This window comes from Kitasatospora cystarginea, from assembly GCF_039533515.1.
In the GTDB taxonomy this organism is placed as follows: Bacteria; Actinomycetota; Actinomycetes; order Streptomycetales; family Streptomycetaceae; genus Kitasatospora; species Kitasatospora cystarginea.
This window is the reverse complement of record NZ_BAAATR010000012.1, coordinates 117,821-143,710: the sequence shown is the minus strand read 5'-3', so window position 1 is coordinate 143,710 and position 25,890 is coordinate 117,821. Positions and strand designations below refer to the sequence as shown.

Genomic DNA, 25,890 nt, shown 5'->3' with positions numbered 1-25,890 from the left:
GATCAGTACACTCCGACGATGACTCAAGAAGTACGGGGGAACCCTCCGGTCGAGCCGGCGGGCGAGTCGTTCACGGGCCACTACGTGGTCTGCGGCGGGAACGCGCTCGCACACCGGCTGATCCGTGAACTCATCGAGCAGTACGACGTCCCGGTGGTGGCTGTGGTCCCGGACCTCACCCGGGATCACGGCCCGAACATCCTGCAACTGCCGGGCGTCGCGGCCGTACTGGAGCACGCCACCATCACCGGTGAGGCGCTGCGCGCGGCCCAGTTGGAGACCGCCCGCGGGATCGCCCTGGTGGACGCCTCGGACCAGGAGAACATCCACGCCGCGCTGAACGCGCAGGGCCGGAACCCCGGAATCCGGGTGGTCTTACGGATGTTCAACCAGCGGCTCGGCGAACACATCGAGCACCTTCTGGACAACGGCTCGGCGCTCTCCGGTTCGGCCACCGCGGCACCAGCCTTCGCCGCCGGCGCGCTCGGGCGGCCCAACTCGGTGCGGGTGGGCGACCGTTACCTGTACGTCGCGTACGACGACGACATCCGCGCCAACCAGATCTGCGTGGTGGCGGACCGGATCGACCGGCAGGACCTGGAGCGGCTGCGGCTGCTGCCGGACGCCGGCGGCCGGGCGGCCGAGTTCATCGCGCTGGCCCGGAGGTTCGGCGAGGAGGGCCCGATCGAACTGGGGTCGAGCGCGGGCCCCGGCGCGCGGCCGGACGCCGGCGGGATCGCCGCACTGCAGGCGCTCACCAGCGAACCGCCGCTGGCCATCGGGTGGTTCACCAGGCTGCGCTGGGGGGTGTTGGACACTCTGCGGTTCTTCACCAGTGCCCGGCTGCGCCTGGTACTGATCACCGCCATGGTGGCGGTGCTGGTCGGCGCGATGGTGATCTGGTACTTCAACGGAAGCCTGGCCTGGGCGTTCTACTTCACCCTGCTGGACATGGCGGGCGCCGCGCAGCCGGACCAGCCGGGCACGGTGGAGCAGGGGGCGCTCTGGCAGCGGGCGGCCCAGGTGGTCATCACCTTCTGCGGGATCACCTTCGTCCCGGTGCTCACCGCGATCGTGGTGGACGCCCTCTCCACCGGACGGCGCGGCCTGCCGAGGGCGCCCGGCGCGGGCACCCGGGACCACGTCATCGTGGTCGGCCTCGGCAACGTCGGCACCCGGGTGGCGACCCTGGTCCGGGAGGCGGGGGTGCCGGTGGTCGGCATCGAGCGGGATCCGCAGGCCAGGGGTATCGCGGCGGCCCGGGCGCTGGGCATCCCGGTGGTGGTCGGCGAAGGCCCGTTGGAGAGCCAACTGCGGCGCGCCCGGGTCAGGTTCAGTCGGGCGGTGGTCGCGGTGACCAGCGACGACGCGACCAACCTGGAGGCGGCACTGGAGGCCCGGGCGGTCCGCCACGAGGTGCGGATCGTGGTCCGGCTCTTCGACGACGACTTCGCCCGCCACGTCTACGCGACCCTGGGCAACGTGGCCTCCCGCTCGGTCTCCTACCTCTCCGCGCCGGCCTTCGCCGCCTCGCTGATGGGCCGGGACGTACTGGGAACCCTCTCGGTCTACCGGCATGTGCTGCTGATAGCCGAGCTCGCCGCCGAGGAGGGCAACGCGCTGGCCGGCCGGAACCTGCACGACATCGAGGACCCGGGCGGGGTCCGGGTGATCGCCGTACGACTGGCCAGGCGCCCCGAGGACTACCAGTGGAACTTCGCAGACCGGGCGAGGAAGCTGCTCCCCGGTGACCACATCGTGGTCGCCGCCACCCGGGCCGGCCTGGCCCGGATCAACGCCCTGGTCCCGTCGGAGACGCCCCAGGAGCAGGCGGCGAACCCGTAGGGCCTGTCCGGCGGTCCTTTCCGGACACGCGACGCCGGGGCGCGGGGAACCGCCCGGCCGCACACCACGGCGGTGCAGGGTTCCCCGCGCCCGGTCTCCCGTCGCTGCCCGCGGCGGGACTACCGGTTCTGGAAGGACGGCTTGCGCTTCTCGGCGAAGGCGGCCATGCCCTCCTTCTGATCGGCGGTGGCGAAGGCGGCGTGGAAGAGGCGGCGCTCGAAGCGGACACCCTCGGCGAGGGTGGTCTCGAAGGCCCGGTTCACGCTCTCCTTCATCATCACGGCCGCCGGGGCCGACATCGCGGCGACCTTCTCGGCGGTGGCCAGCGCCTCGGTGAGCAGGTCGGCGGCCGGGACGATCCGGGAGACCAGGCCGGCCCGCTCGGCCTCCTCGGCGCCCATCATCCGCCCGGTGAGGCAGAGTTCCATCGCCTTGGCCTTGCCGATCGCCCTGGTGAGCCGCTGCGAGCCGCCGATACCGGGGATGACGCCCAGCTTGATCTCCGGCTGGCCGAACTGCGCGGTGTCGGCGGCGAGCAGGATGTCGCAGAGCATCGCCAGCTCGCAGCCGCCGCCCAGCGCGTAGCCGGCCACGGCGGCCACCACCGGCTTGCGCAGCCGGCCGAGCTCGTCCCAGGGGCCGAGCCAGTCGTCCAGGTAGACCTCGGGGAAGCGGTTGTCCTGCATCTCCTTGATGTCGGCACCGGCCGCGAAGGCCTTCTCCGAGCCGGTGATCACCAGACAGCCGATCTCCGGATCGCGGTCGAAGTCCTTGGCGGCCGCGACCACCTCGGTCATCAGCCGGGTGTTCAGCGCGTTCAGCGCCTTCGGCCGGTTGAGCGTGATCAGCCCGACCCGGCCCCTGCGCTCCACCAGGATCGTCTCGTACTCGGTCATCGACTCTGACTCCCACTGCTGTTCGGCGGCGTACGCCCTGACGAGGCAACAATCCCGGACCGAGGCCGTCCGGCGCCAGTCTCGCCAGGCGAGACGATGGTCACCCGAGCCCGGCGGCCAGGCCCAGACCGCCGTCCGGCTGCGGCGCGAAGAACCGGGCGACCTCGTCCGGGGTGACCTGGGAGAGCGCGGCGGGGGACCAGCGCGGGTTGCGGTCCTTGTCGACCACCTGGGCGCGGATGCCCTCGACCAGGTCATGGGTGTCGAGGGCGGCGCAGGAGACCCGGTACTCCTGCTCCAGGGTCTGGGCCAGCGTGGTGTGCGTACGGGCCCGGCGCAGCGCCGCCAGCGTCACCTTGAGCGCGGTCGGGGACTTGGCCCGGATCTGCTCGGCGGCCTCCTTGGCCTCCACCACGCCGCAGCCGAGCAGCCGGTCCAGGATCTCCTCCACGGTGTCGGCCGCGTAGCAGGTGTCGATCCACTCCCGCTGGGCGGCGATCTCGGCGGCCGGGGCCTCGGTGGCGAACTCGCGGACCGTCTCGGCGGCGTCGCCCGTGGCCAGCGCGCCGGTGAAGGCGGCCAGTGAGCGGGCGGGGACGAAGGTGTCCGCGAAGCCGAGCAGGATCGCGTCGCCGGGGCCCATGGAGGCGGCGGTCAGGGCGAAGTGGGTGCCGAGCTCGCCGGGGGCGTGGGCGAGCAGGTGGCTCCCGCCGACATCCGGGACCAGCCCGATCCTGGTCTCCGGCATGGCCACCTGGGAGCGTTCGGTGACCACCCGCACGGCGCCGTGCGCGGAGAGGCCGACGCCGCCGCCCATGGTGATGCCGTCCATCACCGCGACATAGGGCTTGGCGTAGCGGGCTATGGCGAGGTTCAGCAGGTACTCGTCCCGGAAGAACCGTCGGGCGCGGGCGCCGCCGAGCTTGGCGTCATCGTGCAGGGCGCGGATGTCCGCGCCGGCGCACAGACCGCGCTCACCCGTGCCGGTCAGCACGACGGTGGCGACGCCCTCGTCCGCGGCCCAGGCGTCCAGGGCCTCGTGGATCCGCAGCAGCATCCCGTGGGTGAGCGCGTTGAGGGCGCGCGGCCGGTTGAGCACGATTCGGGCGGCGCGGCCGTCGGTGTGCAGGGTCAGGTCGCTTGCGTCCGTCGTCATGGCTCGTCCGTCTCCTCGCTGTCCGGGCAGGATCACTGAGTTGGCAGGATCACTGTGCGGGGTGGCTGTGCAGTGCAAGATCCACGGACACGGTACTCGGGCGTGCGTCCCGGTGCGGCCGCTTCCCGCGGTCGCCTGGCCCGCCGGCATCGCGGGCATGACGGTGCGCCCCGTCCGGCCGGAGCCGGGCGCCGTGCGGGGCCGTCAGCGGGCCGGGTCGGGGACGGTGAACTCGTACCCGGCGTCGATCAGGCGGGGGAGGTAGGTGCGGAGGGCGGCGACGGTCTCCGAGCGGTCGGCGGGGCCGCCGACCTCGGTCTGGCCCGGATCGAGCAGCGCACCGTCGTGGTTGAGCACGATCGCCTCGGTCCTGACCGCGCCGAGCACCCCGTCGACGATGGCCTGGGCGCCCGGCCTGGACCAGTCCCTGGGGTCGACCGACCAGGCCACCGGGTGCATCCCGAGGGACGCGCTGACGGCCATCGCGGTGCCGGTGAAGTTGCCGTAGGGCGCCCGGAACAGGATCGGGGGAGCGCCTCGGCCGACCCGGGTGATGATGTCGCCGGTGCGTTCGATCTCCTCCCGGACCTTGGCCGGGTCCAGGGCCCGGAGGTCGGGATGGGACCAGGTGTGGTTACCCACCAGGTGCCCGGCCGCGAGCACCTGGCGCAGCACCTCCGGGTGCCGCTCGATATTGGTGCCGATCATGAAGAACGTCGCGGTGACGTTGTACTGGTGCAGGATGGAGAGCACCTGCGGGGTGTAGGTGGGGCTCGGTCCGTCGTCGAAGGTCAGGGCCACCGCCATGTCGCCGGCGTGGACGTGGTGCTCGGGCTCCTTCGCCGTGGCGACCGGGTGGACGGCGGGGGCCGAGGGATCCGGCGTGGCCCTGGTGCTCGGACCGCTCTTCGCCACCGGGCCGGCCGAGGCGGCACCCGTGGCCGGAGCGGGGGTCTGGGAACCGGCGCGGTCCTCGGCCGCTCCGCAGGCGGCGAGCAGGGTCATTCCACCGGCCACCAGCAGCAGGCGTCTTGGCACGTGATCCTGACGATCGTTCATCGCCGCAGTATCAAGCGCCCCGTCACGGAAGTCCGTTCGACCCGCCCCGGCCGTCCGTGCCGTCAACCACCTGGCGCAGCACCGCCACAGGGCGGAGACCACCTGCGACCTCGGCGCGGTCACCGGGATCCGGGCACGGTCCCCCGTGCCCGGATCCCGCCGTGCTACGGGACGACCCGGCCGGTGACCTCGCCGAAGCCGATGCGGGTGCCGTCGGGGCCCGGAGCGGTGGCCGTGATGGTGACCTCGTCACCGTCCTCCAGGAAGGTGCGGGTGGTGCCGTCCGGGAGCTTGACCGGGTTCTCGCCGTTCCAGGTGAGCTCGATCAGGGCGCCCCGGCTGTCGACCTCGGGGCCACTGACGGTGCCGGAGGCGAACAGGTCGCCGGGCCGCAGCGAGGCGCCGTTGACCGTCAGGTGGGCGAGCTGCTGCGCCGCCGTCCAGTACATCGTGGCGAACGGCGGCCGGGAGATCAGGTGCCCGTTCAGCCGTACCTCCAGGGCGAGGTCCAGGCCCCAGGGCTCGGCCTCCCGGTCGTCCAGGTACGGGAGCGGTTCGACGTCGCGGGCCGGCGGCGCCACCCTGGCGTGCTCCAGGGCGTCGAGCGGTACCACCCACGGCGAGAGCGAAGTGGCGAAGGACTTGCCGAGGAACGGGCCGAGCGGCACGTACTCCCAGGCCTGGATGTCCCGCGCGGACCAGTCGTTCACCAGCACCACGCCGAAGACGTGCTCGCGGAACGCCTCCAGCGGGACGGACCGGCCCAGTTCGGTGCCGGCGCCGACCACGAAGCCGACCTCGGCCTCGATGTCCAGCCGCCGGGACGGCCCGAACGACGGCAGCGGGTCGGCGGGCGCCTTGCGCTGGCCGTGCGGCCGGACCACCGGCGTGCCGGAGACCACCACCGTGCCCGCACGGCCGTGGTAACCGATCGGCAGGTGCTTCCAGTTGGGGGTGAGCGGCTCGGAACCCGGGCGGAAGATCCGGCCGAGGTTGCTCGCGTGGTGCTCGGAGGCGTAGAAGTCGACGTAGTCGGCGACCTCGAACGGCAGGTGCAGTTCGACCCCGTCGCGCTCCAGCAGGCAGGGGCTTAGCGCGGAGCGGTAGGACTCGTCGCCGAGCCAGCGGGTCAGTGCGGCACGGACCTGGGTCCAGACCGGACGGCCCGCCGCCAGCAGCGGGTTGAGCGAGTCGGCGTCCAGCAGCACCGACGGCTCGCCCACGGCGCGGGCGGCGGCACCCAGGTCCAGTACGAACTCGCCGATGGCGACGCCGATCCGGCGCCGGCCCGGCTGGTCGGGCGCCGTGAAGACGCCGTACGGCAGGTTGGCCGGGCCGAACGGCGAGTCCTGCGGCACGGCGAGCCAGGTGGTGGTCAACGGTTCTCCAAAGGGGTTTCCAGCAGGCCGAGTTCGGCCAGGTCCGCGAGCGGCTCGACGATACTGCAGGTGCCGAAGGCGGTGAACGAACCGCGGATCCGGGCGATCTGAACAGCCGTCAGATCAGTGGCGGCGGAGGCGAGTGCCTTGCCCGAACGTTCCGCGAGCAGCTCGCCGGCCCGCTCCGGCTCCCCGGCCGCCAGCAGCACGTTCAGGAAGCCGTGGTGCTCGAAGCCGGTGGCCGGATCGGTGTGCCGGACGGCGTTGTGCAGCCCCGCCGTGCACTTGTACGGCAGCCCTCGCTCGGCGCAGCCGGTGACGAAGGCCGCCAGCTCGGCCTCGGTGGGGAACGCCTCGGAGCTCAGCCCGCCGGTGCGGAACTTCGCCCGGTACGGCGTCCCGGCCAGCGCGTCCAGCGACCGCGCCAGGCCGCCGCCGTCGCGCGGGATCTCGACCGCCGCCGTGACCCCCTCGGGCAGTTGCCCGTCGAGAGCGGCCACCACCTCCCGGACGGGTGTGGTCGCCGCCACCTCGACCGACACCAGGTCCACCTCCGAGGGGCGGGCCGCCAGGGCCGGCCCGAGCTGGGCGACCCCGCTGGGCAGCACCAGTACGACCGGTACCCCGGACAGGTCCAGCGCGGTCAACTCGGCCAGCCGGCCCGCTCCGCAGAGGAACGGGCCGACCGCCTCGGCGTACCACGCGGCCCGGTGCGCCCGGTGGGCGGGCACCGCCTCGGGCAGCGGCATGTCCCCCGGCGGGAAGACCGCCGCGTCGTCGAACAGCCCCCGGAACAGCGCGGGAACGGCGGTCACCGGGCCGGCCCCCGTCCGCCCGACCAGGTCCAGGCGTAGCCCGGGTCCTCGCTCGCGGTGGCGCCCTCGCCGAGCTCCAGCGGGCGGAAGGTGTCCACCATCACCGCGAGTTCGTCGAAGAACTCCGCGCCGATGCTGCGCTCGTACGCGCCCGGCTGCGGTCCGTGGGTGTGCCCGCCGGGGTGCAGCGAGATCGAGCCCTGCCCTATCCCCGAGCCCTTGCGGGCCTCGTAGTCGCCGCCGCAGTAGAACATGACCTCGTCGCTGTCCACGTTGGAGTGGTAGTACGGCACCGGGATGGACAACGGGTGGTAGTCCACCTTGCGCGGTACGAAGTTGCAGATCACGAAGTTGTTGCCCTCGAAGACCTGGTGGGCCGGCGGCGGCTGGTGGATCCGCCCGGTGATCGGCTCGTAGTCGCCGATGTTGAACGCGTACGGGTAGAGGCAGCCGTCCCAGCCCACCACGTCGAACGGGTGGTGCGGCAGCACGTACCGGGTGCCGCCCACCCCGTTCGGGCCGCGGTGCTTGACCAGCACCTCCACGTCCGTCCCCTCGACCAGCAGCGGGCCGACGGGACCGCGCAGGTCGCGCTCGCAGTACGGCGCGTGCTCGAGGAGCTGGCCGTACTTGGAGAGGAAGCGCCGGGCCGGGGTGATGTGGCTGTTGGCCTCGATGCAGTACGCCCGCAGCGGGCCGTCGCCCGTCGGCACCCAGCGGTGGGTGGTGGCCCGAGGGATGATCACGTAGTCGCCCTGGCCGACCTTCAGCGAGCCGAAGACCGTCTCCACCGTGGCCGTGCCCGACTCCACGTAGACGCACTCGTCGCCCAGCCCGTTGCGGTAGAGCGCGCTCGGCGCACCGGCGGCCACGTACCCGATCCGCACGTCGCCGTTGCCGAGGACCAGGCGGCGCCCGGTGACGGCGTCGGTGTTCTTCCACTCCTCGCCCGGGAACAGTTCGTGCAGCTTCAGGTGCCGGGGTTTGAGCGGCAGGTTCGGGGTGGTGGCGAGGTCGGGCAGCTCCCACGGGACGGCGTCCACCATCGCCGAGGGGATGCCCTTGTGGTAGAGCAGCGAGGAGTCCGAGAAGAACCCCTCCTCGCCCATCAGCTCCTCGTAGTACAGCCCGCCGTCGGGGGTGCGGTGCTGGGTGTGCCGCTTGCGCGGGATGTTGCCCAGCTGCCGGTAGTGCGCCATGGTCGGATCTCCCTCGGGTGCCGCGGCTCAGAGGTTGCCGCGCTTGTCCTGCTCACGCTCCAGGGACTCGAAGAGCGCCTTGAAGTTGCCCTTCCCGAAGCCCAACGATCCATGCCGCTCGATGAACTCGAAGAACACCGTCGGCCGGTCGCCCTGCGGCTTGGTGAAGATCTGCAGCAGGTAGCCGTCCTCGTCGCGGTCGACCAGGATGTGGCGCTTCTTGAGCTCCTCGACCGGGACCCGCACCTTGCCGATCCGGGCGCGCAGCTCCGGGTCGTCGTAGTAGGAGTCGGGGGTGGCGAGGAACTCCACGCCGTTGGCGCGCAGCACGTCCACCGTGGTCAGGATGTCGTTGGTGGCGAGCGCCAGGTGCTGGCAGCCGGGGCCGCCGTAGAACTCCAGGTACTCGTCGATCTGCGACTTCTTCTTGGCGATGGCGGGCTCGTTCAGCGGGAACTTCACCCGGTGGTTGCCGCTGGCGACCACCTTGCTCATCAGGGCGGAGTACTCGGTGGCGATGTCGTCGCCGACGAACTCGGCCATGTTCACGAAGCCCATGACCCGGTTGTAGAAGGCGACCCACTCGTCCATCCTGCCGAGTTCGACGTTGCCGACCGCGTGGTCCAGCGCCTGGAACAGCCGGCGGGGGGCGCCCTCGGGACGGGTCACCTTGGTCTCGGCGGCGACGTAGCCCGGCAGGTAGGGGCCGTGGTACTGGGAGCGGTCGACCAGGGTGTGCCGGGTCTCGCCGTAGGTGGCGATGGCGGCGCGCCGGACGGTGCCGTGCTCGTCGGAGACGTTGTTCGGCTCCTCCAGGATCTTCGCGCCCTGGGCCCGGGCGTGCTCGATGCACTTGTCGACGTCCGGCACCTCCAGCGCCAGGTCGACCACGCCGTCGCCGTGCCGGCGGTGGTGGTCCAGCAGCGGGCTGTCCGGGGCGACGCCGCCCTCGATCACGAAGCGGCACGAGCCGGAGCGCAGCACGAACGACTTGCGGTCCCGGCGGCCGGTCTCCGGGCCCGAGTAGGCGACCAGGTCCATGCCGAAGACGGCCTGGTAGTAGTGGGCCGTCTGGGTGGCGTTGCCGACCACGAAGACGATCGCGTCCTGCGCGATGACCGGGAACGGGTCGCCGGCCGAGTCGTGCTCGACCAGCCCCACCAGGCGGCGCAGCTGCTCCGCGTCGAGGCCTGCGTCCAGTTCCTCGGGAGTGAGTTCAACGGCGTTGGCGGTCATCGGTGTTCCTCCACGTTGAGGCTTCCGCAGGTCAGGGGGAGTGGGTGCCTGCGGTTGTGCGCAGAGCTTGCTCCCGCCCGGGCCGGTGGGCAACAGTGGGATTTCCGGCTGATCAATCTGTGCAAGATGAGTAGGGGATCGCGGTTCTCACTGGGCAGATTGCCTAGTGAATCGGCTGAGCCTTGCCCTCCGCTACCGGCGTGCGATATCGGCTCCCCGGCCCGTTTCCACGGTACGGCGGCGGGCGGGGGAGTGCTCTCGGTCATCGGGGCCGGGACTGGAGCCGGCGGGGTCGCCGGGATTCTGAGGAACCTCATAGGGTGCGGGCCTGGCTCGATGTGGTGAGGCACCGTCAGAATTGAGCGCAGCACGTCAAGCGATGCCGCTGGCTGCAGGCGAGCGGTACGTCACGCAGTGCGTTCATGCGCGCCGGTACCGGAGTGGGCCGCTGCCGGGTCCGTCCGATGCCCGTGCCGGTCGTCCGGTCGGCCGCCGACCGAGGAGAACTCGATGTCCTTCGATCCCCGCGCCCTGGCCGACCGTGCCAGGCCGTACACCCTGGCGCTGTTCCGCGTCGTCATCGCCCTGCTCTTCACCTGCCACGGCGCCGCGAGCCTTTTCGGAGTGCTGGGCGGTGCGCACGGCAGGGCCGTCCCGGTCGGCCAGTGGCCGGGTTGGTGGGCCGCGTTGATCCAGCTGGTCGGCGGGGTGCTGGTGCTGCTGGGGCTGGGTACCCGGCTCGCGGCGCTGCTCTGCTCGGGTTCCATGGCGTACGCCTACTTCAGCGTGCACCAGGAGCATGCGTTGTGGCCGATCGAGAACGGCGGTGAACCGGCGGCGCTGTTCTGCTGGGCCTTCCTGGCCATCGCCGTGACCGGCCCCGGCAGCCTCGCCGTGGACCACCTCCGCCCGCACCCGGCCGGGCGCCCGGCGGGAGCCGCCGTGCCGGTGGACTGAGCGGGCAACGAGCGCGGCCGGTCCCCGGGGCCTGCGGTGATTCGGGGACCGGCCGTGGGCCTCCGGGCGCGGTTACGACCGCGTCCGGCTACGGCTGCATCTCGTAGGTGCCGCTGAGCGCGGCGACCGTCTGCCAGATCCGCTCGGCGCGCTCGGGGTCCGCGACCGGACGGCGGACGTGGGCGAGCGCCCAGGCGGCCTGCGCCTCGGTGGTGGAGCTCTTGCCGTGCAGCTCGGTGGCGTGGGCGGAGAAGTCGCGGACCAGGAAGTCGAAGATGCCGTCGAGCAGGTCGTCGTCGACCCCGGTCAACTCGGCCTGCTCCAGCACCAGGTGGCCGTAGACCACCAGTGCGAACAGCTGGCCGATCTCCAGCAGGAAGTCCAGGTCCTGCTGCTGGGCGGCGTCCGGCGCGTGGGTGGCGAGCAGCGTGCACAGGCCGTCCGCCTGCTCGCGGAAGCGGGCGACGTTCGGGATGTGCGCGTGCGCGTCGTAGGCGGTGCGCCAGTCGTGGAAGCGGATCGCGCCCAGGCCGCGGGCCGGGCCCTGCTGGAACAGGAAGGTGTCGTCGGCGGCGTCCAGCCGGGTCGGCACCGCCGGGTACTCGGCCGGGTTGAACAGGTAGTTGGCCATGAACTTGAGGATCAGGGCCAGGTTGACGTGGACGGTGCCCTCGAGCTTCGGCAGGCCCCGGATGTCGCGGGCGGCCTTGTCGAAGTAGGTGTCCGCCTCGAAGCCCTTGGCCGCGATGACGTCCCACATCAGGTCGATGACCTTCTCGCCCTCGGTGGTGACCTTCATCTTGGTCATCGGGTTGAACAGCAGGTACCTGCGGTCCTCGGCCGAGGCGGAACGGAAGTAGTCCACCGCGCGGTCGCTGAACAGCTTCATCGCCACCAGGCGGGTGTACGCGTCGGTCAACTCCCGGCGCACGTGCGGGAACTCGGTGACCTTCCGGCCGTACAGCACGCGGTTGTGGGCGTGGGTCACGGCCTCGTACATCGCGTGCTCGCAGATGCCGATGGAGGCCGTGCACAGGTTGAACTTGCCGACGTTGACGGTGTTCAGGGCGGCGTCGAAGGCGGCCTTGCCGGTGTGCAGGACGTCCTCGGCCCGCACCGGGTAGTTCTCCAGGCGGAACTCGCTGACGTACATCTGCGCGTTCACCACGTTCTTGACCAGGTGGTACGCCTCGTGCCGGCTGTCGGCGGCGAAGAAGACGTACCCCTGGGGTCCCTCCACGTCCGAGCGGCGGCCGAAGACCGAGACCAGGCCGGCCACGTTGCCGTTGCCGATGTAGTACTTGGAACCGGTCGCGGTGAAGCCGCCCTCGCCGTCCGGGGTGAGGATCATGTCGGTCGAGTAGATGTCGGCGCCGTGGGTGCGCTCGGAGAGACCGAAGGCCATCACGTGACCCTCCGACAGAAGCTTCGCCGCACGCGCGCGGACGGCCTCGTTCTCGCTCTGCCAGACCGGTCCCAGGCCCAGGATGGTGACCTGCCAGGTGTACCAGTAGCCCAGGCCGTAGAAGCCCAGGATCTCGTTCAGCTCCGCGATCCGAGCAGTGTCCCAGCGCTTGGTGCCGTCCGCCGAGGACGGCGTCAGGAACTCCGCGAACAGCCCCTCCTTGGCGGCGAACTCGAGGAAGTCCCCGTACCAGGCGCGGTCGATGTAGGTGTCGATCAGCGCCTTCTTGCCGCGCGACTCGAACCAGTCCACGGTCGCGCGCAGCAGGCGGCGGGTGGTGTCGTCGAACTGCGCGGGGTCGTACGTGCGCGGGTTGAACAGCATGGTGTGAGTCCCTGGGAGTCGAGGGTTCAGTCGGTGTGGCGGTGCAGGCGGTGCAGGGTGGCGAGGACGTCGTCCAGCCAGGCGAGGGTCATCCGCTCGTACTCGATGCCGCCGCGCAGCACCACGTGCTGGAGCTGCTGCTGGGCGTCGAGCGCGGACGGGTCGGGGAAGTCCCGCTGCTCGCCGGTCAGATAGCGGGCCAGCAGGGCCGCATGGCTCTCCCGGTGCCGCTCGACCTCGGGGATCAGTTCCCCCGGGTCCTCGAAGGCGGCCGCACGGATCTTCACGGCCAGCTCGTGGCGGACGGTCTCCGGCTCCACCGGCTCGCGCAGCCAGGCGCCGAGCGCCGAGCGGCCGGGAGCGGCGACCGAGTAGACCTTCTTGTCCGGCCGGGCGTCCTGGGCCACCGCCTCCACGGCGACCCAGCCGTCCGTCTCCATCCGCCGCAGTACCCGGTAGATCTGCTGGTGGGTGGCGGTCCAGAAGCGCCCGATCGAGCGGTCGAAGCGCCTGGCCAGCTCATAGCCCGAGCCGGGCTGCTCCAGCAGCGAGACGAGGATCGCGTGCTCCAGTGCCATGCCCGCATCCTTCTATGCAACGAGTTGCATAGGCAATGGTGCCCAGCCCCGGTGAGACGCAGCTCACGAATCACGCCGTTGTCGGGCCGCTCGGACCTTCGCTCGGAAAGGCGGGTCAGGAGGCGCGTGGGGGCGCCGATCCTTGATGGGCCAGGGCGCTGCGGGTGGCCCCGAAGGTGGATCCGGTCGGGTGGTAAATCGGGACAAACTGTTATTCCTGCCACAAAATGGATAGTGGCCAGGCGGATCGGCCGTGGCCCAGAGCTAGGAGGTGGTCCCGGTGTCAACTCAGCTGCCGATGGGGATGGAGCACCATCCGGACATCCTGGAGTTGCATGAGCAGTCCGAAAGAGTCGTGGCAACACCGAAAGCGCAGAGCATCGAGGCGCTGGCGACTCTGGCCGGTCTGTTCCTGGCGGTGTCACCGTGGGTGGTCGGGTTCACCCCCCTGCACGCACTCACCATCAACAACCTGGTGCTCGGTCTCGCCTTCGCGGTGCTGATTTCGGGCTTCGGCTCGGCCTACGAGCGGACCCACGCCCGGGCCTGGGCCGCTGCGGTGATCGGTGTCTGGACGATCATCGCTCCCTGGTCGATGGCTGGCCACGAAGCGATCATGCGGTCGATTCTCGCCAACGTGATCACTGGCGCAGTGATGCTCTGCCTCGCGCTCGCGGCCATCGCCGGCGCGCGGGCCCTGGGCGGCTTGAAGGCCGGACGTCAGCACGGCCGCACGGCCGCTCCGCGGGTGCCCAGGAGCGAGAGCCGGTGACGGCACCGGGGCAGCGCAACGCGCAAGTGCGGGCCGGTCGCCTCGGTGGCCGGCCCGCACGCCGTTCACACCCCGGGCGCGCCGGTCAAGGGCGGGTCATCCGCAGCACGTCCAGCGCCTCGTCCAGTTGAGCCTCGGTCAGTCGGCCGTCCGCCAGGTAGCCGCGTTCCACCACCACCTGCCGGATGGTCTTGCGCTCGGCCAGTGCCTGCTTGGCCACCTTGGCGGCCTCCTCGTAGCCGATGTAGCGGTTCAGCGGGGTCACCACGGAGGGTGAGGACTCGGCGTACTCGCGGGCCCGTTCGACGTTGGCGGTGATGCCGTCCACCGCCCGGTCGGCCAGCAGCCGGGCGCTGTTGGCCAGCAGCCGGATCGACTCCAGCAGGTTGCGGGCGATCACCGGGAGCATCACGTTCAGCTCGAAGTTGCCGCTGGCGCCCGCGACGGTGACCGTCCCGTCGTTGCCGATCACCTGGGCCGCGACCATCAGCACCACCTCGGGCAGCACGGGGTTGACCTTCCCCGGCATGATCGAGGAACCCGGCTGGAGATCCGGCAGGTTGATCTCGCCCAGGCCCGTCCGCGGGCCGGAACCCATCCAGCGCAGATCGTTGGCGATCTTCGTGAAGCCGACCGCGATGGTGCGCAGCTGGCCGCTCAGCTCCACCAGGCCGTCCCGGGCGCCCTGGGCCTCGAAGTGGTTGCGCGCCTCGGTCAGCGGCAGCCCGGTGGCCCGGGCGACCTCGGCGATCACGGCGGCGGAGAACCCGGGCGGGGTGTTGATGCCGGTGCCGACGGCCGTCCCGCCCAGTGGCAGCTCGGCCACCCGGGGCAGGGTCGCGGCCAGCCGTTCGATCCCGTACCGCACCTGCGCCGCGTAGCCGCCGAACTCCTGGCCCAGGGTGACCGGGGTGGCGTCCATCAGGTGGGTGCGGCCCGACTTGACCACCTCGGCGAACTCGGCGGACTTGCGCTCCAGCGCCGCCGCGAGCTGCTCCAGGGCCGGGATCAGGTCGCCGGCGACGGCCGCCGTCGCGGCGATGTGGATCGAGGAGGGGAAGACGTCGTTGGAGGACTGGCTGGCGTTGACGTGGTCGTTGGGGTGCACCGGGTGGCCCAGGCGATCGCCGGCCAGGGTGGCGATCACCTCGTTGGCGTTCATGTTGGAGGACGTACCGGAACCGGTCTGGAACACGTCGACCGGGAACTGGTCGTCCCACCGCCCCGCGGCGACCTCGCAGGCCGCCTCCTGGATCGCCTTCGCCGTCGGCAGGTCCAGCACACCGAGCTCGGCGTTGACCTTGGCGGCGGCCGCCTTGATCAGCGCCAGGGCCTCGATATGGGCGCGCTCCAGGCGCTGGCCGGACACCGGGAAGTTCTCCACCGCCCGCTGTGTCTGCGCCTGCCACTTCGCCGCGGCCGGGACCCGGACCTCGCCCATCGAGTCGTGCTCGACGCGGTACTCCTGCTCGCCACCCATGGTGGGACACCTCCCTGATTGCCGGCTCTGATCATGAGAGCCTCCGGGCGGGCCGAGGTATTTCCGCATGGCCGGTCGTGCCGCGGCGGACCCCCGCCGCGGGCCGCCACGGGGCCGACTACCGCCCGGCCAGCTCGGCGATCCGGGCCTGGTCCGCCTCGTCGGCCTCGTAGGTGACGAGCTTGTGCTCCGGATCGTCGGCGAGCTGGAGCACCACATGGCGGAACTCGATCTCGCCGAGAACGGGGTGGCGCAGCCGCTTGGTGCCGGAACCCAGCGGTACCACCCGGTGCTGCGGCCACCACTCCCGCACCTCGGGGCTGGCCGCCCGCAGCCGCTCCAGCAGCCCGGTGAAGCCGGGATCGCCCGGATGCCGGGCCGAGGCCGTGCGGAACCGGCCCAGCAGTGCGGAGGCCACGGCCTCCCAGTCGACCAGGATCTCCCGGGCGGCGGGGTCGGTGAACATCCACCAGAGCATGTTGCGCTCCTGCGGCGGCCGGGTGGGCCAGTCGGTCCACAGCGCCCGGGCGGCCCGGTTGGACGCCAGCACGTCCCAGTACCGTCCGGTCACATAGGCCGGACAGGGGTCGAGCCGGTCGACCAGCGAGACGACGGCGGGTGAGAGCGCCTCGACCACGCCGGCCGGGCCGGCCGGTGGGGCACCGTGGATGAGCTCGTGGGCGTGGGCGCGCTCGGCCGGGTTCAGTCGCAGCGCCCGGGCGAGCGCGTCGAGGACCTGGCGCGACGGACGCAGCTCGCGGCCCTGCTCAAGGAAGGTGTAGTAGGTCGCCGAGATCGCCGCGAGCTGGGCGACCTCCTCCCGGCGCAGGCCCCGGGTGCGGCGCCGGGACCCGGCCGGCAGGCCGACGTCGGCGGGTTGGAGCCGCTCGCGCCGGGATCGGAGCAGATCCCCCAACTCCCGCGCCCGGATAGCGGAATAGGACATCCTGGCACTTCCGTTACTAGGAAAAACACCATCTGGATACCAGTCTAGGCAGTGCCTACCGTGGTGTTCATGAACACACGAAGCCTCGGGCCGGAAGGCCTCACCGTCTCCGCGATCGGCCTCGGATGCATGGGCCTGTCCCAGGGCTACGGCGCGGCCGATGACGCGGAGTCGATCGCCGCGGTGCACCACGCCATCGATCTCGGTGTCAACTTCCTCGACACCGCACAGAGTTACGGCAGCGGGCACAACGAGCAGCTGCTGGGCCGGGCGCTCGCCGGGCGGCGGGAGAAGGTGGTGCTGGCCACCAAGTTCGGGATCGTCCGCGGCGAGGACGGCGTACGGGTCGACGCCCGGCCGGAGAACGTCCGCGGGTACTGCGAGGCGTCGCTGGCCCGGCTCGGGGTCGACCACATCGACCTGTACTACCAGCACCGGATCGATCCGCAGGTGCCGATCGAGGAGACCGTCGGCGCCATGGCGGAGCTGGTCGCGGAGGGCAAGGTCCGCCACCTGGGGCTGTCCGAGGCGAGCCCCGAGGAGCTGGAGCGGGCGGCGGCCACCCACCCGATCAGCGCGGCCCAGTACGAGTGGTCGGTGTGGTGGCGCGACATCGAGGACGACGTGCTGCCCACCGCGCGCCGGCTGGGCATCGGCCTGGTCCCGTACAGTCCGCTCGGCCGGGGCTTCCTGGCGGGGGCCGTCAGCCCCGACTCCCTTCAACCCGGCGACTTCCGGCTCGCCGACCCGCGCTTCCAGGGCGGCAGCCTGGAGCACAACCGGGCGATGTCCGTCGAGGTCGGCCGGCTCGCCGCGGAGCGCGAGGTGACGCCCGCTCAGCTCGTCCTCGCCTGGCTGTTGGCGCAGGGCAGCGACGTGGTGCCGATCCCCGGGACGAGGCGGGCCGCCCGGATCACCGAGAACGCCGCCGCCGCGGACCTCGTGCTGTCCGCCTCCGACCTGGACCGCCTGGAGAAGGCCGTCCCCCGGTCGGCCTGGTCGGGCGACCGCCAGTCCTTCGCGGCCTACCGCACCACCCGGAGCTGAGACCCGGCCTGCTCCCCCGGTCGCCCGGACCCGCTCCGGGCCCGCATGGCCGTGACGTGAGGCGGAGCGGGCCCCCGGGGTGCAGCATGGCGGCATGACCGAGACAACCGATCCGGCGGCCCGCTACGAGGAGATCGCCGAGGAACTGGCGTCGCTCGGAGCCACCCGCTCCCAGATGTTCGGCATGCCCTGCCTGAAGGACGCCGACGGCAAGGCCTTCGCCGGTCTCCACCGGAGTGAGCTGGTCTGCCGCTTGGGCCACGGCACTCCCGCGCAGGCCGAGGCGCTGCACCTGCCGGGGGCGCATTTCTTCGATCCGACGGGTGGCCGGCCGATGCGGGACTGGGTGTGCATCCCGGTCGCCTTGGCCGGCCACTGGGACAACTTCGCCGAAGCGGCCCTCGGCGCCCGGCGTTGAGCGCGCCGGGAGCGCCGTCGGCCGTCCGGGTGCCCGAACATCCTCACTGTCAGCCGTGGTACTTGGCGACGATCTTCGTGAACGCGTACGGCGACTGACCGATCCCGCTGCACGAGTCCCCGGCGGAGCCGCCCGGGGCACAGGCGCGGTCGCGGTTGACCGCCCAGAAGGTGAACCGGGCCAGGTGGTGGGCGGTCGCGTAGTTGTAGATGGTGGTGAAGTCCCCGGTGGAGACGGTCTCGTCGGCCTCGTCCGTCCTCCCGTTCATCGACGAGATCCCGATGTGCCGGTAGGCGGTCGCGGAGTCGTACCCGTACGCGCTCGCCACGGCCTTCTGCAGTCCGTCGGCCGCCGTCGTGGTGACCGCGCCCATCGAGCCGCTGTGGTGGCCGAAGTCGAAGGGCATGATGGTCCAGCCGTCCACCGCGAGCTTGGCGGCTGCGCCCTTCCGGATCAGGTCGAGCCCGGCGGGGTCCGGGCCGGTCGGGGTGGTGCCGAAGGTGACGTACTCCTTGATGCCGGCGTTCTTCGCCTTGACCGTCTTCAGCGCGTCGATCACCCGCTGGCGGACGGTGGCGTTCGCGACCTCGGTGTTCTCGATGTCGATGTCGATCGCCTTGAGCCGGTAGGCGTCGATGACCTTCTGGTAGGCGGCCGCCAGGGCGCCCGCCGAACCGCACTTCTCGCCCAGCTTGTTGCCGTTCCAGCCGCCGAAGGAGGCCACCACGTCGCCCCCGGCGGAGCGGATGCCGTTGATGGCGCTCTGGTCGCCGCCGCCGGTGAGCGCGCGGGTGCCGTCCCACTTGGGGTTGCAGCCGCCGTCGCTGAGCATGAAGGCCAGCGTGAACTGCTTGGCGCCGGTCGCCGCCATCACGTCGGCCGGCTTCTGCGGGCTGCCCCAACCCAGGTACTCGTAAGGGGCGTTGAGGCCGATCGGGTCGGTGGCCGCAGGGGTCGCCGCCTGGCCGGTCGGGGCGAGGGCGAGGGTGCCGCCGGCCAGTGCGGCCGCGATCGCCAGGGTGAGGAGCGGGCGGAGTGGAGTGCGCGAGCGCATGGGTCACCATCCGGGAGTCCGTCGGGCCTGTCGGTTGCGCATTAGGAAGGTTTCCTAACAGTGCAAGGAAGCGAAGCAGTTGGCCGTGACCGCGTCAAGAGCCCGTTCCGGAACGGGTGGTGGCGGGATCGGGGGTGTGGGCAGCGTCTCGTACCCTCCTCGCGCGCCCGTGCGCGATACTCGTCGCCGTGGCCCACCCAGCCGCGCCCCCGCACCGTCCCGAGGAGCCCGAATGGCAACGACCCCTGCCCGCCTGGACCCGGCCGACCTGCTCTCCGTCGGCGAGCTGCTGACCGACGAGGAGCGGCTGGTCCGGGACACGGTACGGAAGTTCGCCGACGAGCGGATCCGGCCGTACGTGGGCGACTGGTTCGAGCGCGGCGTCTTCCCTGCGCGCGAACTCGCCCCGGAACTGGGCGAGCTGGGCGTGCTCGGAATGCACCTGGACGGCTACGGCTGCACCGGCTCCTCCGCGGTCGCCTACGGCGTCGCCTGCATGGAACTGGAAGCCGCCGATTCGGGGCTGCGCAGCTTCGTCTCCGTCCAGGGCTCGCTCGCCATGCGTTCCATCCACGCCTTCGGCTCCGAGGAGCAGAAGCAGCAGTGGCTGCCGGAACTGGCCGCCGGACGCGCGATCGGCTGCTTCGCCCTCACCGAACCGGACTTCGGCTCCGACCCGGTCAACATGCGGACCAGGGCCCGCCGCAAGGGCGGTGACTGGGTGCTCTCGGGCAGCAAGATGTGGATCACCAACGGCAGCATCTCGGACATCGCCGTGGTCTGGGCACAGACCGAGGAGGGCGTCCGGGGCTTCCTGGTCCCGAAGGGCACCCCCGGGTTCACGGCCCGCGATGTGCACGGCAAGCTCTCGCTGCGCGCCTCGGTGACCAGCGAACTGGTGCTGGACGAGGTCGTGTTGCCCGCCGACGCGGTGCTCCCGGGCGTGCAGGGGCTGCGCGGCCCGCTCTCTTCGCTGAACGAGGCCCGGTACGGCATCCTCTGGGGCACCGTCGGCGCGGCCCGCGACTGCTACACCACCGCACTGGACTACGCGAAGAGCCGGATCCAGTTCGAGCGCCCGATCGCGGCCTTCCAACTCACCCAGCAGAAGCTGGTGGAGATGATGCTGGAGGTCGAGAAGGCGTACCTGGTCGCGGTCCGGATCGGACGCCTCAAGGACGCCGGGCAGTGCCGGCCCGCACACATCAGCTTCGGCAAGCTCAACAACGTCCGCACCGCCCTGGAGATCGCCCGCAGCGCCCGCACCATCCTGGGCGCCAACGGCATCACAGTGGAGTACCCGGTGCTCCGGCACGCCAACAACCTGGAGTCCGTACTCACCTACGAGGGCACCTCCGAGATCCACACCCTGGTGCTCGGCGAGGCGATCACCGGCGAGGCGGCCTACCGCTGACGCGGGTCAGCATCAAAACCGCTGGTCACGGTCGAGTTCCTGCCGGTACGGTCGGCGCCTTGCCGAAGCCGTACCGGCGGTCGGCGCCGCAACCGAACGGAGCACCCGACCATGACCGCGCCGAAGACCACCACGCTCTGGCGGCCCACCGGCCCCGAGGAACTGGCGCTCGTCGCGGCCTCCGGGTGGCGCGCCTGGCCGCCCAGGCTGCCGGACCAGCCCATCTTCTACCCGGTACTCAACGAGGACTACGCCGTTCGCATCGCACGCGACTGGAACGTCCCGGCGTCGGGCGTCGGTTACGTCACCAGGTTCAACGTCGAGAGCGACTTCCTCGCCCGCTACCCCGTCCAGCAGGCGGGCGGGCGGACCATCCTGGAGCTCTGGGTGCCGGCGGAGGAACTCGCCGAGTTCAACCGCCACATCGTCGGCCCGATCGAGGTCGTCCACGAGTTCCGGCCCGCCGACTGAGAACGCAGTGCCGGTCGGTCTAACTTCGTTGCGACTGGTCAGCCGGTTCGCCCCGGTCTCACCGCAGCCGCTCTCTGCGCGTTCGGACCGGTTCGGGCCGGGTGTTGCGTCCGGCCCGAACCGGTCGTGGACCCGATGGGGGAGTCAGCCCACGCGGCGCGCGTTCCAGGTCAGTTCACGCTGGAAGCCGTGGCGCCAGCCACGCGTGTGGACCGCGTCGGTGCGGGGGATGCTTCACCCGTCCGGGGACTTGGCGTCGACGTTCTGTCCGCTGTCCCAGAAGGACCGCAGTGCGGAAGCCCCCCAGTCCTCCTGTCCACCCCAGGACCACAGCTGGCCGTTCGGGCCGATGGGCGAGGCGTCCTGGTCTTCCATCACCACGGCGCCCTCGTTGCCACCGGTGTAGGACATGTACTGATCCTTGGCGGCGTTGTACAGGGACAACTGGGAGGAGGGGCCCAGCCTCTTCCACAAGCAGTAGGGGCTGTTCGGTCGCTGGGCTTGAGCCAGACCGATTCGTCGGTGGCACTGGCGCACAGCACATAGCCGGGGAACGCGCCGCTTTCGATCACCACGCTGGACCCGGCGGCCGAGGCCGAGGTCGCCGGCATCGCGGCGAGGAGGACCGTGGCGATGCCGGCCGTGGCGAGAGCGCCCCGGAGACCGCGTCGGCCGCGAGCAGCCTATTTGGATCGTGCCATGCGGAGATCACCCTCCCTCAAGATGGTTGACGGTCTGTCACATACGCGCACCGCGGACGTGGCTCCGCTGGGGAAGCCGCGGCCCCTGCGCGGCAAGCGACGAGAACCGCAGCGGAATCCCATCGCTTGACCGCGTACATCGGAACATCGAGCCGGACGCGGGCACCAGGAAGAAGAACGGGACGGATTACCGGAAGACCGACCGGAAGAACTGCACGGCGGGCTTGACCGCAGTCGGCCCGATCCCAAGGGGGAGTCACATATCTCGAGGGGGCGGCAGATGCGCGTTCGGGCAACCATCCGGCGAACGCTTTCCCGAACTTCTCTTTTCGGGCGGCCGCCGGTTGACCTGCCGTTGCGATGTTCAGTCGCAGGCATTGAACCGTCCGCGGAGTGCGGGAACGGAGTGCCGTCGGCGGTCCGTCATCCCTTGGTCAGGGACGGAGTCGGTGATCGGCGGCCGATCGGGGGGTTGTCCCAGCGGTGGGTACGCCCAAAGGTGGAGGGCGGTCGGTACCTGATGCCGATCGTCGCGGGCGTCGGCGGCGGTCAGGATGGAGTGGTAGGGGCAGACGGGAACGAGAACCGAGGTTCGTCATCATGGGTTTCGCGGGGAAGGCCTTCGTGGGCGTCATCGCCGCCGGAGGTGTGGCGGTCGGGGCCGTCATGCTGGTGCCCAAGACCGGTGAACTGCGGGAGAGCATGCATCGCCAGGAGGCCGCGTACCCCACCGGAAGTGCGGCGAAGGCCGACCGCAAGTCGATGCCCGCCTGGCTGCCGGACGGCGCGACCAGGGTCTCCTACCTGATGTCCACCACCGGCGGGGACCGCCTGCTGAAGGCCTCGCTGCCCGACGGGAAGCTGCCCGCGGGCTGCAGTGAGGGAACCCCCCAGGGGGCGGTGCACCTCAAGGCGTCCTGGTTCCCCGGCGACATACCCGCCAGGGCGACGGCTCGTTGCGGTCTCTACAACGTGGCCCTGGTCGGCCATGAGCTGTACGGCTGGCAGGACGACGAGGTCGTCATCGCGGCCCGCAAGGCGGGACAGACCGCCGACTGACCCTTGAATTATGTGACGTTCACTCAAGTAGACTGGAGTACGAACAGTCCGACATCTCATTGCTGCGGTTAGGGGCGTACCCGTCCCACCGCAGAGGAGCCCCATGCCAGGCCCGACCTTGGGCGCCACCGGTGACCAGTCGTCCGACGCCTCCGGGGCCGCCACCAGCGAGACCGCGCCCACCGACCCGCTGGGTGGGGCGCCGAGCCGGGGTGCCGTGGTCGTCCTCGGTGGGCTGGCCGCGTTGGGGCCGCTCACCACCGACCTCTATCTGCCCGCGCTGCCCGCGCTCACCTCCGACCTCGGTTCCACCGCGGCCACCGCGCAACTCACCCTCACCGGCTCGATGTTCGGTATGGCAGCGGGCCAGCTGCTGTTCGGGCCGCTCAGCGACCGGCTCGGCCGGCGGCCTCCGCTGTTGGTCGGCATGGCCATCTACACCCTGGCCACCGTGGTCTGTGCACTGGCCGGTTCGGTACCGCTGCTGATCGCCGGACGGGCCCTGCAGGGACTCGGCGGGGCCGCCGGTCTGGTGATCGCCAGGGCCGTCGCCCGCGACCGGTACGAGGGGGTGGCGATGATCCGCTTCATGGCCACCCTCGGAGTGGTATCCGGTCTCGCCCCGATCCTGGCTCCCGTCCTCGGCGCCCAGCTGCTGCACCTCACCAACTGGCGCGGCACCTTCGTCGCCCTCGCCCTGGTCGGCGCGCTGCTCACCCTCGGTTCCGCGCTGGCGCTGCGCGAGTCGCTGCCGCCCGAGCGCCGCCACACCGACGGCATCGGCAGCACTGTCCGTGCCATCGGCGGACTGCTGGGCGACCGGCACTTCCTCGGCTACCTGCTCACCAGCACCTTCGCCTTCGGCGCGCTCTTCGTCTACGTCAGCGGTTCCTCCTCGGTGCTGCAGAGCGAGTACGCCATCTCGCCGCAGATGTACAGCCTGGTCTTCGCCACCAACTCCGTTGCGGTGGTGGGCTCCACCCAGCTGAACGGCCGACTGCTGGTACGGAAGCTGCCGGCGCCCACCCTGATGCTGCTCGGGCTCTGCGGTGCCGGGACGGCGGGCGCGGCGATCGTCCTCACCACCGGCGTCTGGAACCTGGGCCTGCCCGGGGTGTGGCCCGCGCTCTTCCTGTTGATGGCCAGCATGGGCATCCTGGTGCCCAACTCCAACGCCCAGGCGCTGACCATGGCCCCGCACGCGGCGGGCTCGGCCTCCGCGCTGATCGGCACCGGCACCTTCCTGTGTGCCGCCGTCGTCGCTCCGCTCAGCAGCGCCGGCGGCCGGCCCTCGGCGCTGCTGCTCGGCGTGGTGGTCCTGGGCTGCGCGGTGCTCGCCACCGTCTGCTACGTCACGCTCTGCAGTCCGTGGCGGAAGAAGGAACCGGCGTAACGTCAGCGGGACTTCCCGCGCGCCGGCAGCTGCCTGCGCCGCCGGGTCTCCTGCTCGTGCCGGTCGGCGAGCGCCGCCCAGTTCGGTTCGCCGCCGTGCCCGACGAGTTGCTCACCCGCCGGCTGCCCCCACCGGTACGGGCCCTGCGTCCCCTGGTCCATACCGCGGGATCCTAGAGCACTCGTCCATCCAGTTGTGCGACCGGAGGTGGAGCGGTCCCGGAGTTGCGGGGAGCCGCGCGACTCCCCGGCTCCGAGAGACTGTTTCCCGGCGCGCTTGTGCGATCGAGAACTCGAAGGGCTGCTCCAGTAGGGCCCTTACGCGATCGAGAAGTCGTCTCCGTAGACGCTGCCCTGGCCGTACCAGCCGTGCAGGTAGACGGTGACCGTACCGGTGGAGCCGGTGGTGAACGGGACGGTCAGCCTGGTCCAGCCGCTCGCCGAGGCCCAGGTGCCGGCGGTGGCGTCGCCGCTGACGCCGAGGTAGGCGTAGTCGCCCTGGACCCAACCGGTCAGCGTGTACTTGGTGTTGGGGGACAGCGTGACGGTCTGGTCGCACTCGCCGGTCTGGTTCGGGCCGGCCGCCGCCGAGAGCGCGTAGCTGCCGGAGTGCACCGGGGCGGTGACCGCCGCGCCGCCGCTCTGGCAGGTCCACGGGCTGAGGCTGCCACTCTCCAGGTCGCCGTTGGCCAGGGCCTTGGCCCCGCCGCTGGAGCCGGCCACGGTCAGCGTGTAGGTGACGCTGTGGGTGCTGGAGGCCTCGCTGCCGGTGACGGTGAGCGGATAGGTCCCGGGCGCCACCGCCGAGGTGGTGGCGATGTCGAGTGTGGCGCCGTCCCCGGCGTTCACCGGGCTCGGGCTGACGCTGGCGGTGACCCCGGCGGGCGCGCCGCTCACGCCGAGGGTGACGGACTGCGCCGAGCCGGCCGTGACGGCGGTGGTGACGCTGCTGCGCAGGCTGCCGCCCGGCGTGACCGAACCGGCGGCGGGGGACAGCCCCACCGAGAAGTCGTCGGTCACCGGGCCGGTGCCGCCACCGCTGAACGGCGCGAAGACATGGGTGAAGTCCCAGGTGTTCTGGCTGATCCCGGAGCAGCTGTCGCTGCCGGCGGTGCCGACGCAGCCGCCGTTGTCGCGCTGCAGCGCCCAGAGCGAGAGGGTGTTGATGCCCTTGGCGGTGGCCCAGTCGTAGACGTTGGCGGCGTCGGCGGTGGTGAAGGTCTCGGCCGCGCCGAAGTCGTCGATGCCCGGCATGGCGGTGACCCCGATCGACCCCCACAGCTGTGCGGCCGTCCGGCCCGGGTAGAGCTTGGCCAGCTGGTTGTAGAGTCCGGTCGCCGCGCTCCGGGTGTCGTTGCCCATGTCGTGCGAGGCGTTGTCGTAGTAGTCGAACGTCATGATGTTGACGACGTCGATCCGCGCGTTGTTCTGCACCGCGTTGCGCAGCACGTTCAGCCCGCTGGCGGCCAGTCCACCGGTGGTGGTCGGCACGGTGTAGGAGAACTGGATGCTGCGGCCGTTGGAGGCGGCCCAGTCCTCGACCAGTTTGACCGCCTTGTTGCGGCGGTCGATCCCGGCGGTGTCGGTCAGCGAGTTGTCCTCGATGTCGAGGTCGATCCGGCTGACGCCGTAGGCGGTGATGACGGACTCGAAGGCGCCGGCGACGGCGTTCACGTCGGTGCAGCTGTCAGCGATCTCGGTGCCGGTGTTGTCGGCCGTGTAGCCGCCGAAGGACGGGATCACGTCTCCGCCGGCCGCCCTGATGGCGGCGATGTCGGCGCCGAACTGAGCCGAGGCGATGGGCATCGAGGTGTCGCCGTTCCAGTACGGGATGCAACTGCCCTTGCCGGCGGCCTGGATGAACGCCATGGTCAGGTACTTGGCGCCGGACTGGCTCGCCAGCTTCGCCGGGCTGTCCCCGGTCCACGCCTCGAAGTACGGGGCGAAGACGTGCTGCGGCAGCGGGGTGGCGGCCGGGGTGGCCGCGTGGGCGGCGGTACCGCCCGCGACGGTCAGCCCGACCGCGGCGGCCAGGCCGGCACAGGCGGCCACCAGTGCACGGATGGATCTGTTCAGGCGCATGGATGCTCCAACAGACGTGAAGGTGATGACCGTTCGCCCGGATGTGGGCACGACGGTGCCTGACGCGGGTGCAGGGGTGGTGCGGCGTGCGGAAGGAGCGCACGGCTGGCCGGTGTTCACACCCCCACAGTGCATCCCGGTCGGA

At 71.2% G+C, this 25,890-nt stretch carries 24 protein-coding genes; 9 read left to right on the top strand and 15 right to left on the bottom strand.

Annotated elements, in window-relative coordinates:
• The first annotated feature begins 18 nt into the window (after positions 1–18).
• A complete protein-coding gene (locus ABD369_RS16035; protein WP_344637070.1) occupies positions 19–1,845 on the top strand; it encodes an NAD-binding protein in 1,827 nt (608 codons plus the stop codon).
• A gap of 119 nt (positions 1,846–1,964) precedes the next feature.
• On the opposite strand, the gene ABD369_RS16030 is transcribed toward ABD369_RS16035, so the two are convergent.
• The 7 genes from ABD369_RS16030 to hppD all read right to left on the bottom strand — a co-directional run bounded on the left by ABD369_RS16030 (position 1,965) and on the right by hppD (position 9,513).
• Positions 1,965–2,741: an enoyl-CoA hydratase gene (locus ABD369_RS16030; protein WP_344637069.1), complete on the bottom strand. Its 777-nt coding sequence runs from the start codon at positions 2,739–2,741 to the stop codon at positions 1,965–1,967.
• A gap of 100 nt (positions 2,742–2,841) precedes the next feature.
• On the bottom strand, positions 2,842–3,897 hold the full coding sequence (locus ABD369_RS16025) for an enoyl-CoA hydratase/isomerase family protein (RefSeq protein ID WP_344637068.1): 1,056 nt from the start codon (positions 3,895–3,897) through the stop codon (positions 2,842–2,844).
• A 204-nt stretch (positions 3,898–4,101) separates the two neighbouring features.
• The gene (locus tag ABD369_RS16020) at positions 4,102–4,956 is read right to left on the bottom strand and encodes a polysaccharide deacetylase family protein (RefSeq protein ID WP_344637067.1); all 855 of its coding nucleotides are present in this window, start codon (positions 4,954–4,956) and stop codon (positions 4,102–4,104) included.
• Positions 4,957–5,120: 164 nt separating this feature from the next.
• Positions 5,121–6,335, bottom strand: coding sequence for a fumarylacetoacetase (fahA, locus tag ABD369_RS16015; protein WP_344637066.1), 1,215 nt, complete (start codon positions 6,333–6,335; stop codon positions 5,121–5,123).
• Positions 6,332–7,150, bottom strand: a complete 819-nt coding sequence (locus tag ABD369_RS16010; protein ID WP_344637065.1) for a hypothetical protein — start codon at positions 7,148–7,150, stop codon at positions 6,332–6,334. Before ABD369_RS16010 ends, fahA begins: the two co-directional genes overlap by 4 nt.
• Positions 7,147–8,349, bottom strand: a complete 1,203-nt coding sequence (locus tag ABD369_RS16005; protein WP_344637064.1) for a homogentisate 1,2-dioxygenase — start codon at positions 8,347–8,349, stop codon at positions 7,147–7,149. Before ABD369_RS16005 ends, ABD369_RS16010 begins: the two co-directional genes overlap by 4 nt.
• 27 nt (positions 8,350–8,376) lie before the next feature.
• On the bottom strand, positions 8,377–9,513 hold the full coding sequence (hppD, locus tag ABD369_RS16000) for a 4-hydroxyphenylpyruvate dioxygenase (RefSeq protein ID WP_425557634.1): 1,137 nt from the start codon (positions 9,511–9,513) through the stop codon (positions 8,377–8,379).
• A 582-nt stretch (positions 9,514–10,095) separates the two neighbouring features.
• Here hppD and ABD369_RS15995 point away from each other — a divergent pair.
• Entirely contained in the window at positions 10,096–10,542 is a 447-nt protein-coding gene (locus ABD369_RS15995) for a DoxX family protein (protein WP_344637062.1), read from the top strand.
• Positions 10,543–10,630: 88 nt separating this feature from the next.
• Here ABD369_RS15995 and ABD369_RS15990 read toward each other — a convergent pair whose 3' ends face one another.
• Together ABD369_RS15990 and ABD369_RS15985 are read right to left on the bottom strand one after the other, a co-directional pair.
• Positions 10,631–12,331: an acyl-CoA dehydrogenase family protein gene (locus ABD369_RS15990; protein ID WP_344637061.1), complete on the bottom strand. Its 1,701-nt coding sequence runs from the start codon at positions 12,329–12,331 to the stop codon at positions 10,631–10,633.
• 26 nt (positions 12,332–12,357) lie between these two features.
• Positions 12,358–12,909 carry a PadR family transcriptional regulator gene (locus ABD369_RS15985; RefSeq protein WP_344637060.1) on the bottom strand — a complete coding sequence of 184 codons (552 nt, stop codon included), beginning with the start codon at positions 12,907–12,909 and terminating at the stop codon, positions 12,358–12,360.
• Positions 12,910–13,189: 280 nt separating this feature from the next.
• On the opposite strand from ABD369_RS15985, the gene ABD369_RS15980 reads away from it, so the two are divergent.
• Complete coding sequence (locus ABD369_RS15980; RefSeq protein WP_344637059.1) at positions 13,190–13,681, top strand: SPW repeat protein; 492 nt, start codon at positions 13,190–13,192, stop codon at positions 13,679–13,681.
• An 85-nt stretch (positions 13,682–13,766) separates the two neighbouring features.
• Here ABD369_RS15980 and ABD369_RS15975 read toward each other — a convergent pair whose 3' ends face one another.
• Positions 13,767–15,161 carry a class II fumarate hydratase gene (locus ABD369_RS15975; RefSeq protein ID WP_344637058.1) on the bottom strand — a complete coding sequence of 465 codons (1,395 nt, stop codon included), beginning with the start codon at positions 15,159–15,161 and terminating at the stop codon, positions 13,767–13,769.
• Positions 15,162–15,279: 118 nt separating this feature from the next.
• Positions 15,280–16,107: a helix-turn-helix transcriptional regulator gene (locus ABD369_RS15970; RefSeq protein ID WP_344637057.1), complete on the bottom strand. Its 828-nt coding sequence runs from the start codon at positions 16,105–16,107 to the stop codon at positions 15,280–15,282.
• Between the two features lie 60 nt (positions 16,108–16,167).
• On the opposite strand from ABD369_RS15970, the gene ABD369_RS15965 reads away from it, so the two are divergent.
• Positions 16,168–17,154: an aldo/keto reductase gene (locus ABD369_RS15965; protein ID WP_344637056.1), complete on the top strand. Its 987-nt coding sequence runs from the start codon at positions 16,168–16,170 to the stop codon at positions 17,152–17,154.
• A gap of 94 nt (positions 17,155–17,248) precedes the next feature.
• Complete coding sequence (locus tag ABD369_RS15960; protein WP_344637055.1) at positions 17,249–17,572, top strand: hypothetical protein; 324 nt, start codon at positions 17,249–17,251, stop codon at positions 17,570–17,572.
• A 49-nt stretch (positions 17,573–17,621) separates the two neighbouring features.
• Here ABD369_RS15960 and ABD369_RS15955 read toward each other — a convergent pair whose 3' ends face one another.
• Positions 17,622–18,626 carry a chitinase gene (locus ABD369_RS15955; RefSeq protein WP_344637054.1) on the bottom strand — a complete coding sequence of 335 codons (1,005 nt, stop codon included), beginning with the start codon at positions 18,624–18,626 and terminating at the stop codon, positions 17,622–17,624.
• Positions 18,627–18,858: 232 nt separating this feature from the next.
• Here ABD369_RS15955 and ABD369_RS15950 point away from each other — a divergent pair, with 232 nt between their 5' ends.
• A complete protein-coding gene (locus ABD369_RS15950; protein WP_344637053.1) occupies positions 18,859–20,040 on the top strand; it encodes an acyl-CoA dehydrogenase family protein in 1,182 nt (393 codons plus the stop codon).
• A gap of 111 nt (positions 20,041–20,151) precedes the next feature.
• Positions 20,152–20,511: a hypothetical protein gene (locus ABD369_RS15945; RefSeq protein WP_344637052.1), complete on the top strand. Its 360-nt coding sequence runs from the start codon at positions 20,152–20,154 to the stop codon at positions 20,509–20,511.
• Positions 20,512–20,745: 234 nt separating this feature from the next.
• On the opposite strand, the gene ABD369_RS15940 is transcribed toward ABD369_RS15945, so the two are convergent.
• Positions 20,746–20,922 carry a hypothetical protein gene (locus ABD369_RS15940; RefSeq protein WP_344637051.1) on the bottom strand — a complete coding sequence of 59 codons (177 nt, stop codon included), beginning with the start codon at positions 20,920–20,922 and terminating at the stop codon, positions 20,746–20,748.
• Positions 20,923–21,812: 890 nt separating this feature from the next.
• Here ABD369_RS15940 and ABD369_RS15935 point away from each other — a divergent pair.
• Positions 21,813–22,271 (top strand): hypothetical protein, encoded by a 459-nt coding sequence (locus ABD369_RS15935; RefSeq protein ID WP_344637050.1) that lies wholly within the window; start codon positions 21,813–21,815, stop codon positions 22,269–22,271.
• A 103-nt stretch (positions 22,272–22,374) separates the two neighbouring features.
• On the top strand, positions 22,375–23,664 hold the full coding sequence (locus ABD369_RS15930) for a multidrug effflux MFS transporter (protein WP_344637049.1): 1,290 nt from the start codon (positions 22,375–22,377) through the stop codon (positions 23,662–23,664).
• 2 nt (positions 23,665–23,666) lie between these two features.
• On the opposite strand, the gene ABD369_RS15925 is transcribed toward ABD369_RS15930, so the two are convergent.
• Both ABD369_RS15925 and ABD369_RS15920 read right to left on the bottom strand, forming a co-directional pair.
• Positions 23,667–23,825: a hypothetical protein gene (locus ABD369_RS15925; protein WP_344637048.1), complete on the bottom strand. Its 159-nt coding sequence runs from the start codon at positions 23,823–23,825 to the stop codon at positions 23,667–23,669.
• Between the two features lie 156 nt (positions 23,826–23,981).
• A complete protein-coding gene (locus tag ABD369_RS15920) occupies positions 23,982–25,745 on the bottom strand; it encodes a glycosyl hydrolase family 18 protein (RefSeq protein WP_344637047.1) in 1,764 nt (587 codons plus the stop codon).
• Between the last annotated feature and the right edge of the window lie 145 nt (positions 25,746–25,890).

What these genes read in the sequence shown, in the direction of transcription:
- ABD369_RS15960 (WP_344637055.1), top strand. Translation starts at nt 17,249, where the DNA reads ATGACCGAGACAACCGATCCGGCGGCCCGCTACGAGGAGATCGCCGAG.
- ABD369_RS15995 (WP_344637062.1), top strand. Translation starts at nt 10,096, where the DNA reads ATGTCCTTCGATCCCCGCGCCCTGGCCGACCGTGCCAGGCCGTACACC.
- ABD369_RS16035 (WP_344637070.1), top strand. Translation starts at nt 19, where the DNA reads ATGACTCAAGAAGTACGGGGGAACCCTCCGGTCGAGCCGGCGGGCGAG.
- ABD369_RS15970 (WP_344637057.1), bottom strand. Translation starts at nt 16,107, where the DNA reads ATGTCCTATTCCGCTATCCGGGCGCGGGAGTTGGGGGATCTGCTCCGA.
- ABD369_RS16005 (WP_344637064.1), bottom strand. Translation starts at nt 8,349, where the DNA reads ATGGCGCACTACCGGCAGCTGGGCAACATCCCGCGCAAGCGGCACACC.
- ABD369_RS15940 (WP_344637051.1), bottom strand. Translation starts at nt 20,922, where the DNA reads ATGTCCTACACCGGTGGCAACGAGGGCGCCGTGGTGATGGAAGACCAG.
- ABD369_RS16020 (WP_344637067.1), bottom strand. Translation starts at nt 4,956, where the DNA reads ATGAACGATCGTCAGGATCACGTGCCAAGACGCCTGCTGCTGGTGGCC.
- ABD369_RS15920 (WP_344637047.1), bottom strand. Translation starts at nt 25,745, where the DNA reads ATGCGCCTGAACAGATCCATCCGTGCACTGGTGGCCGCCTGTGCCGGC.
- ABD369_RS15925 (WP_344637048.1), bottom strand. Translation starts at nt 23,825, where the DNA reads ATGGACCAGGGGACGCAGGGCCCGTACCGGTGGGGGCAGCCGGCGGGT.
- ABD369_RS15975 (WP_344637058.1), bottom strand. Translation starts at nt 15,161, where the DNA reads ATGGGTGGCGAGCAGGAGTACCGCGTCGAGCACGACTCGATGGGCGAG.
- ABD369_RS15945 (WP_344637052.1), top strand. Translation starts at nt 20,152, where the DNA reads ATGACCGCGCCGAAGACCACCACGCTCTGGCGGCCCACCGGCCCCGAG.
- ABD369_RS15950 (WP_344637053.1), top strand. Translation starts at nt 18,859, where the DNA reads ATGGCAACGACCCCTGCCCGCCTGGACCCGGCCGACCTGCTCTCCGTC.
- ABD369_RS15935 (WP_344637050.1), top strand. Translation starts at nt 21,813, where the DNA reads ATGGGTTTCGCGGGGAAGGCCTTCGTGGGCGTCATCGCCGCCGGAGGT.
- ABD369_RS15930 (WP_344637049.1), top strand. Translation starts at nt 22,375, where the DNA reads ATGCCAGGCCCGACCTTGGGCGCCACCGGTGACCAGTCGTCCGACGCC.
- ABD369_RS15990 (WP_344637061.1), bottom strand. Translation starts at nt 12,331, where the DNA reads ATGCTGTTCAACCCGCGCACGTACGACCCCGCGCAGTTCGACGACACC.
- ABD369_RS15955 (WP_344637054.1), bottom strand. Translation starts at nt 18,626, where the DNA reads ATGCGCTCGCGCACTCCACTCCGCCCGCTCCTCACCCTGGCGATCGCG.
- ABD369_RS15985 (WP_344637060.1), bottom strand. Translation starts at nt 12,909, where the DNA reads ATGGCACTGGAGCACGCGATCCTCGTCTCGCTGCTGGAGCAGCCCGGC.
- ABD369_RS16025 (WP_344637068.1), bottom strand. Translation starts at nt 3,897, where the DNA reads ATGACGACGGACGCAAGCGACCTGACCCTGCACACCGACGGCCGCGCC.
- ABD369_RS16030 (WP_344637069.1), bottom strand. Translation starts at nt 2,741, where the DNA reads ATGACCGAGTACGAGACGATCCTGGTGGAGCGCAGGGGCCGGGTCGGG.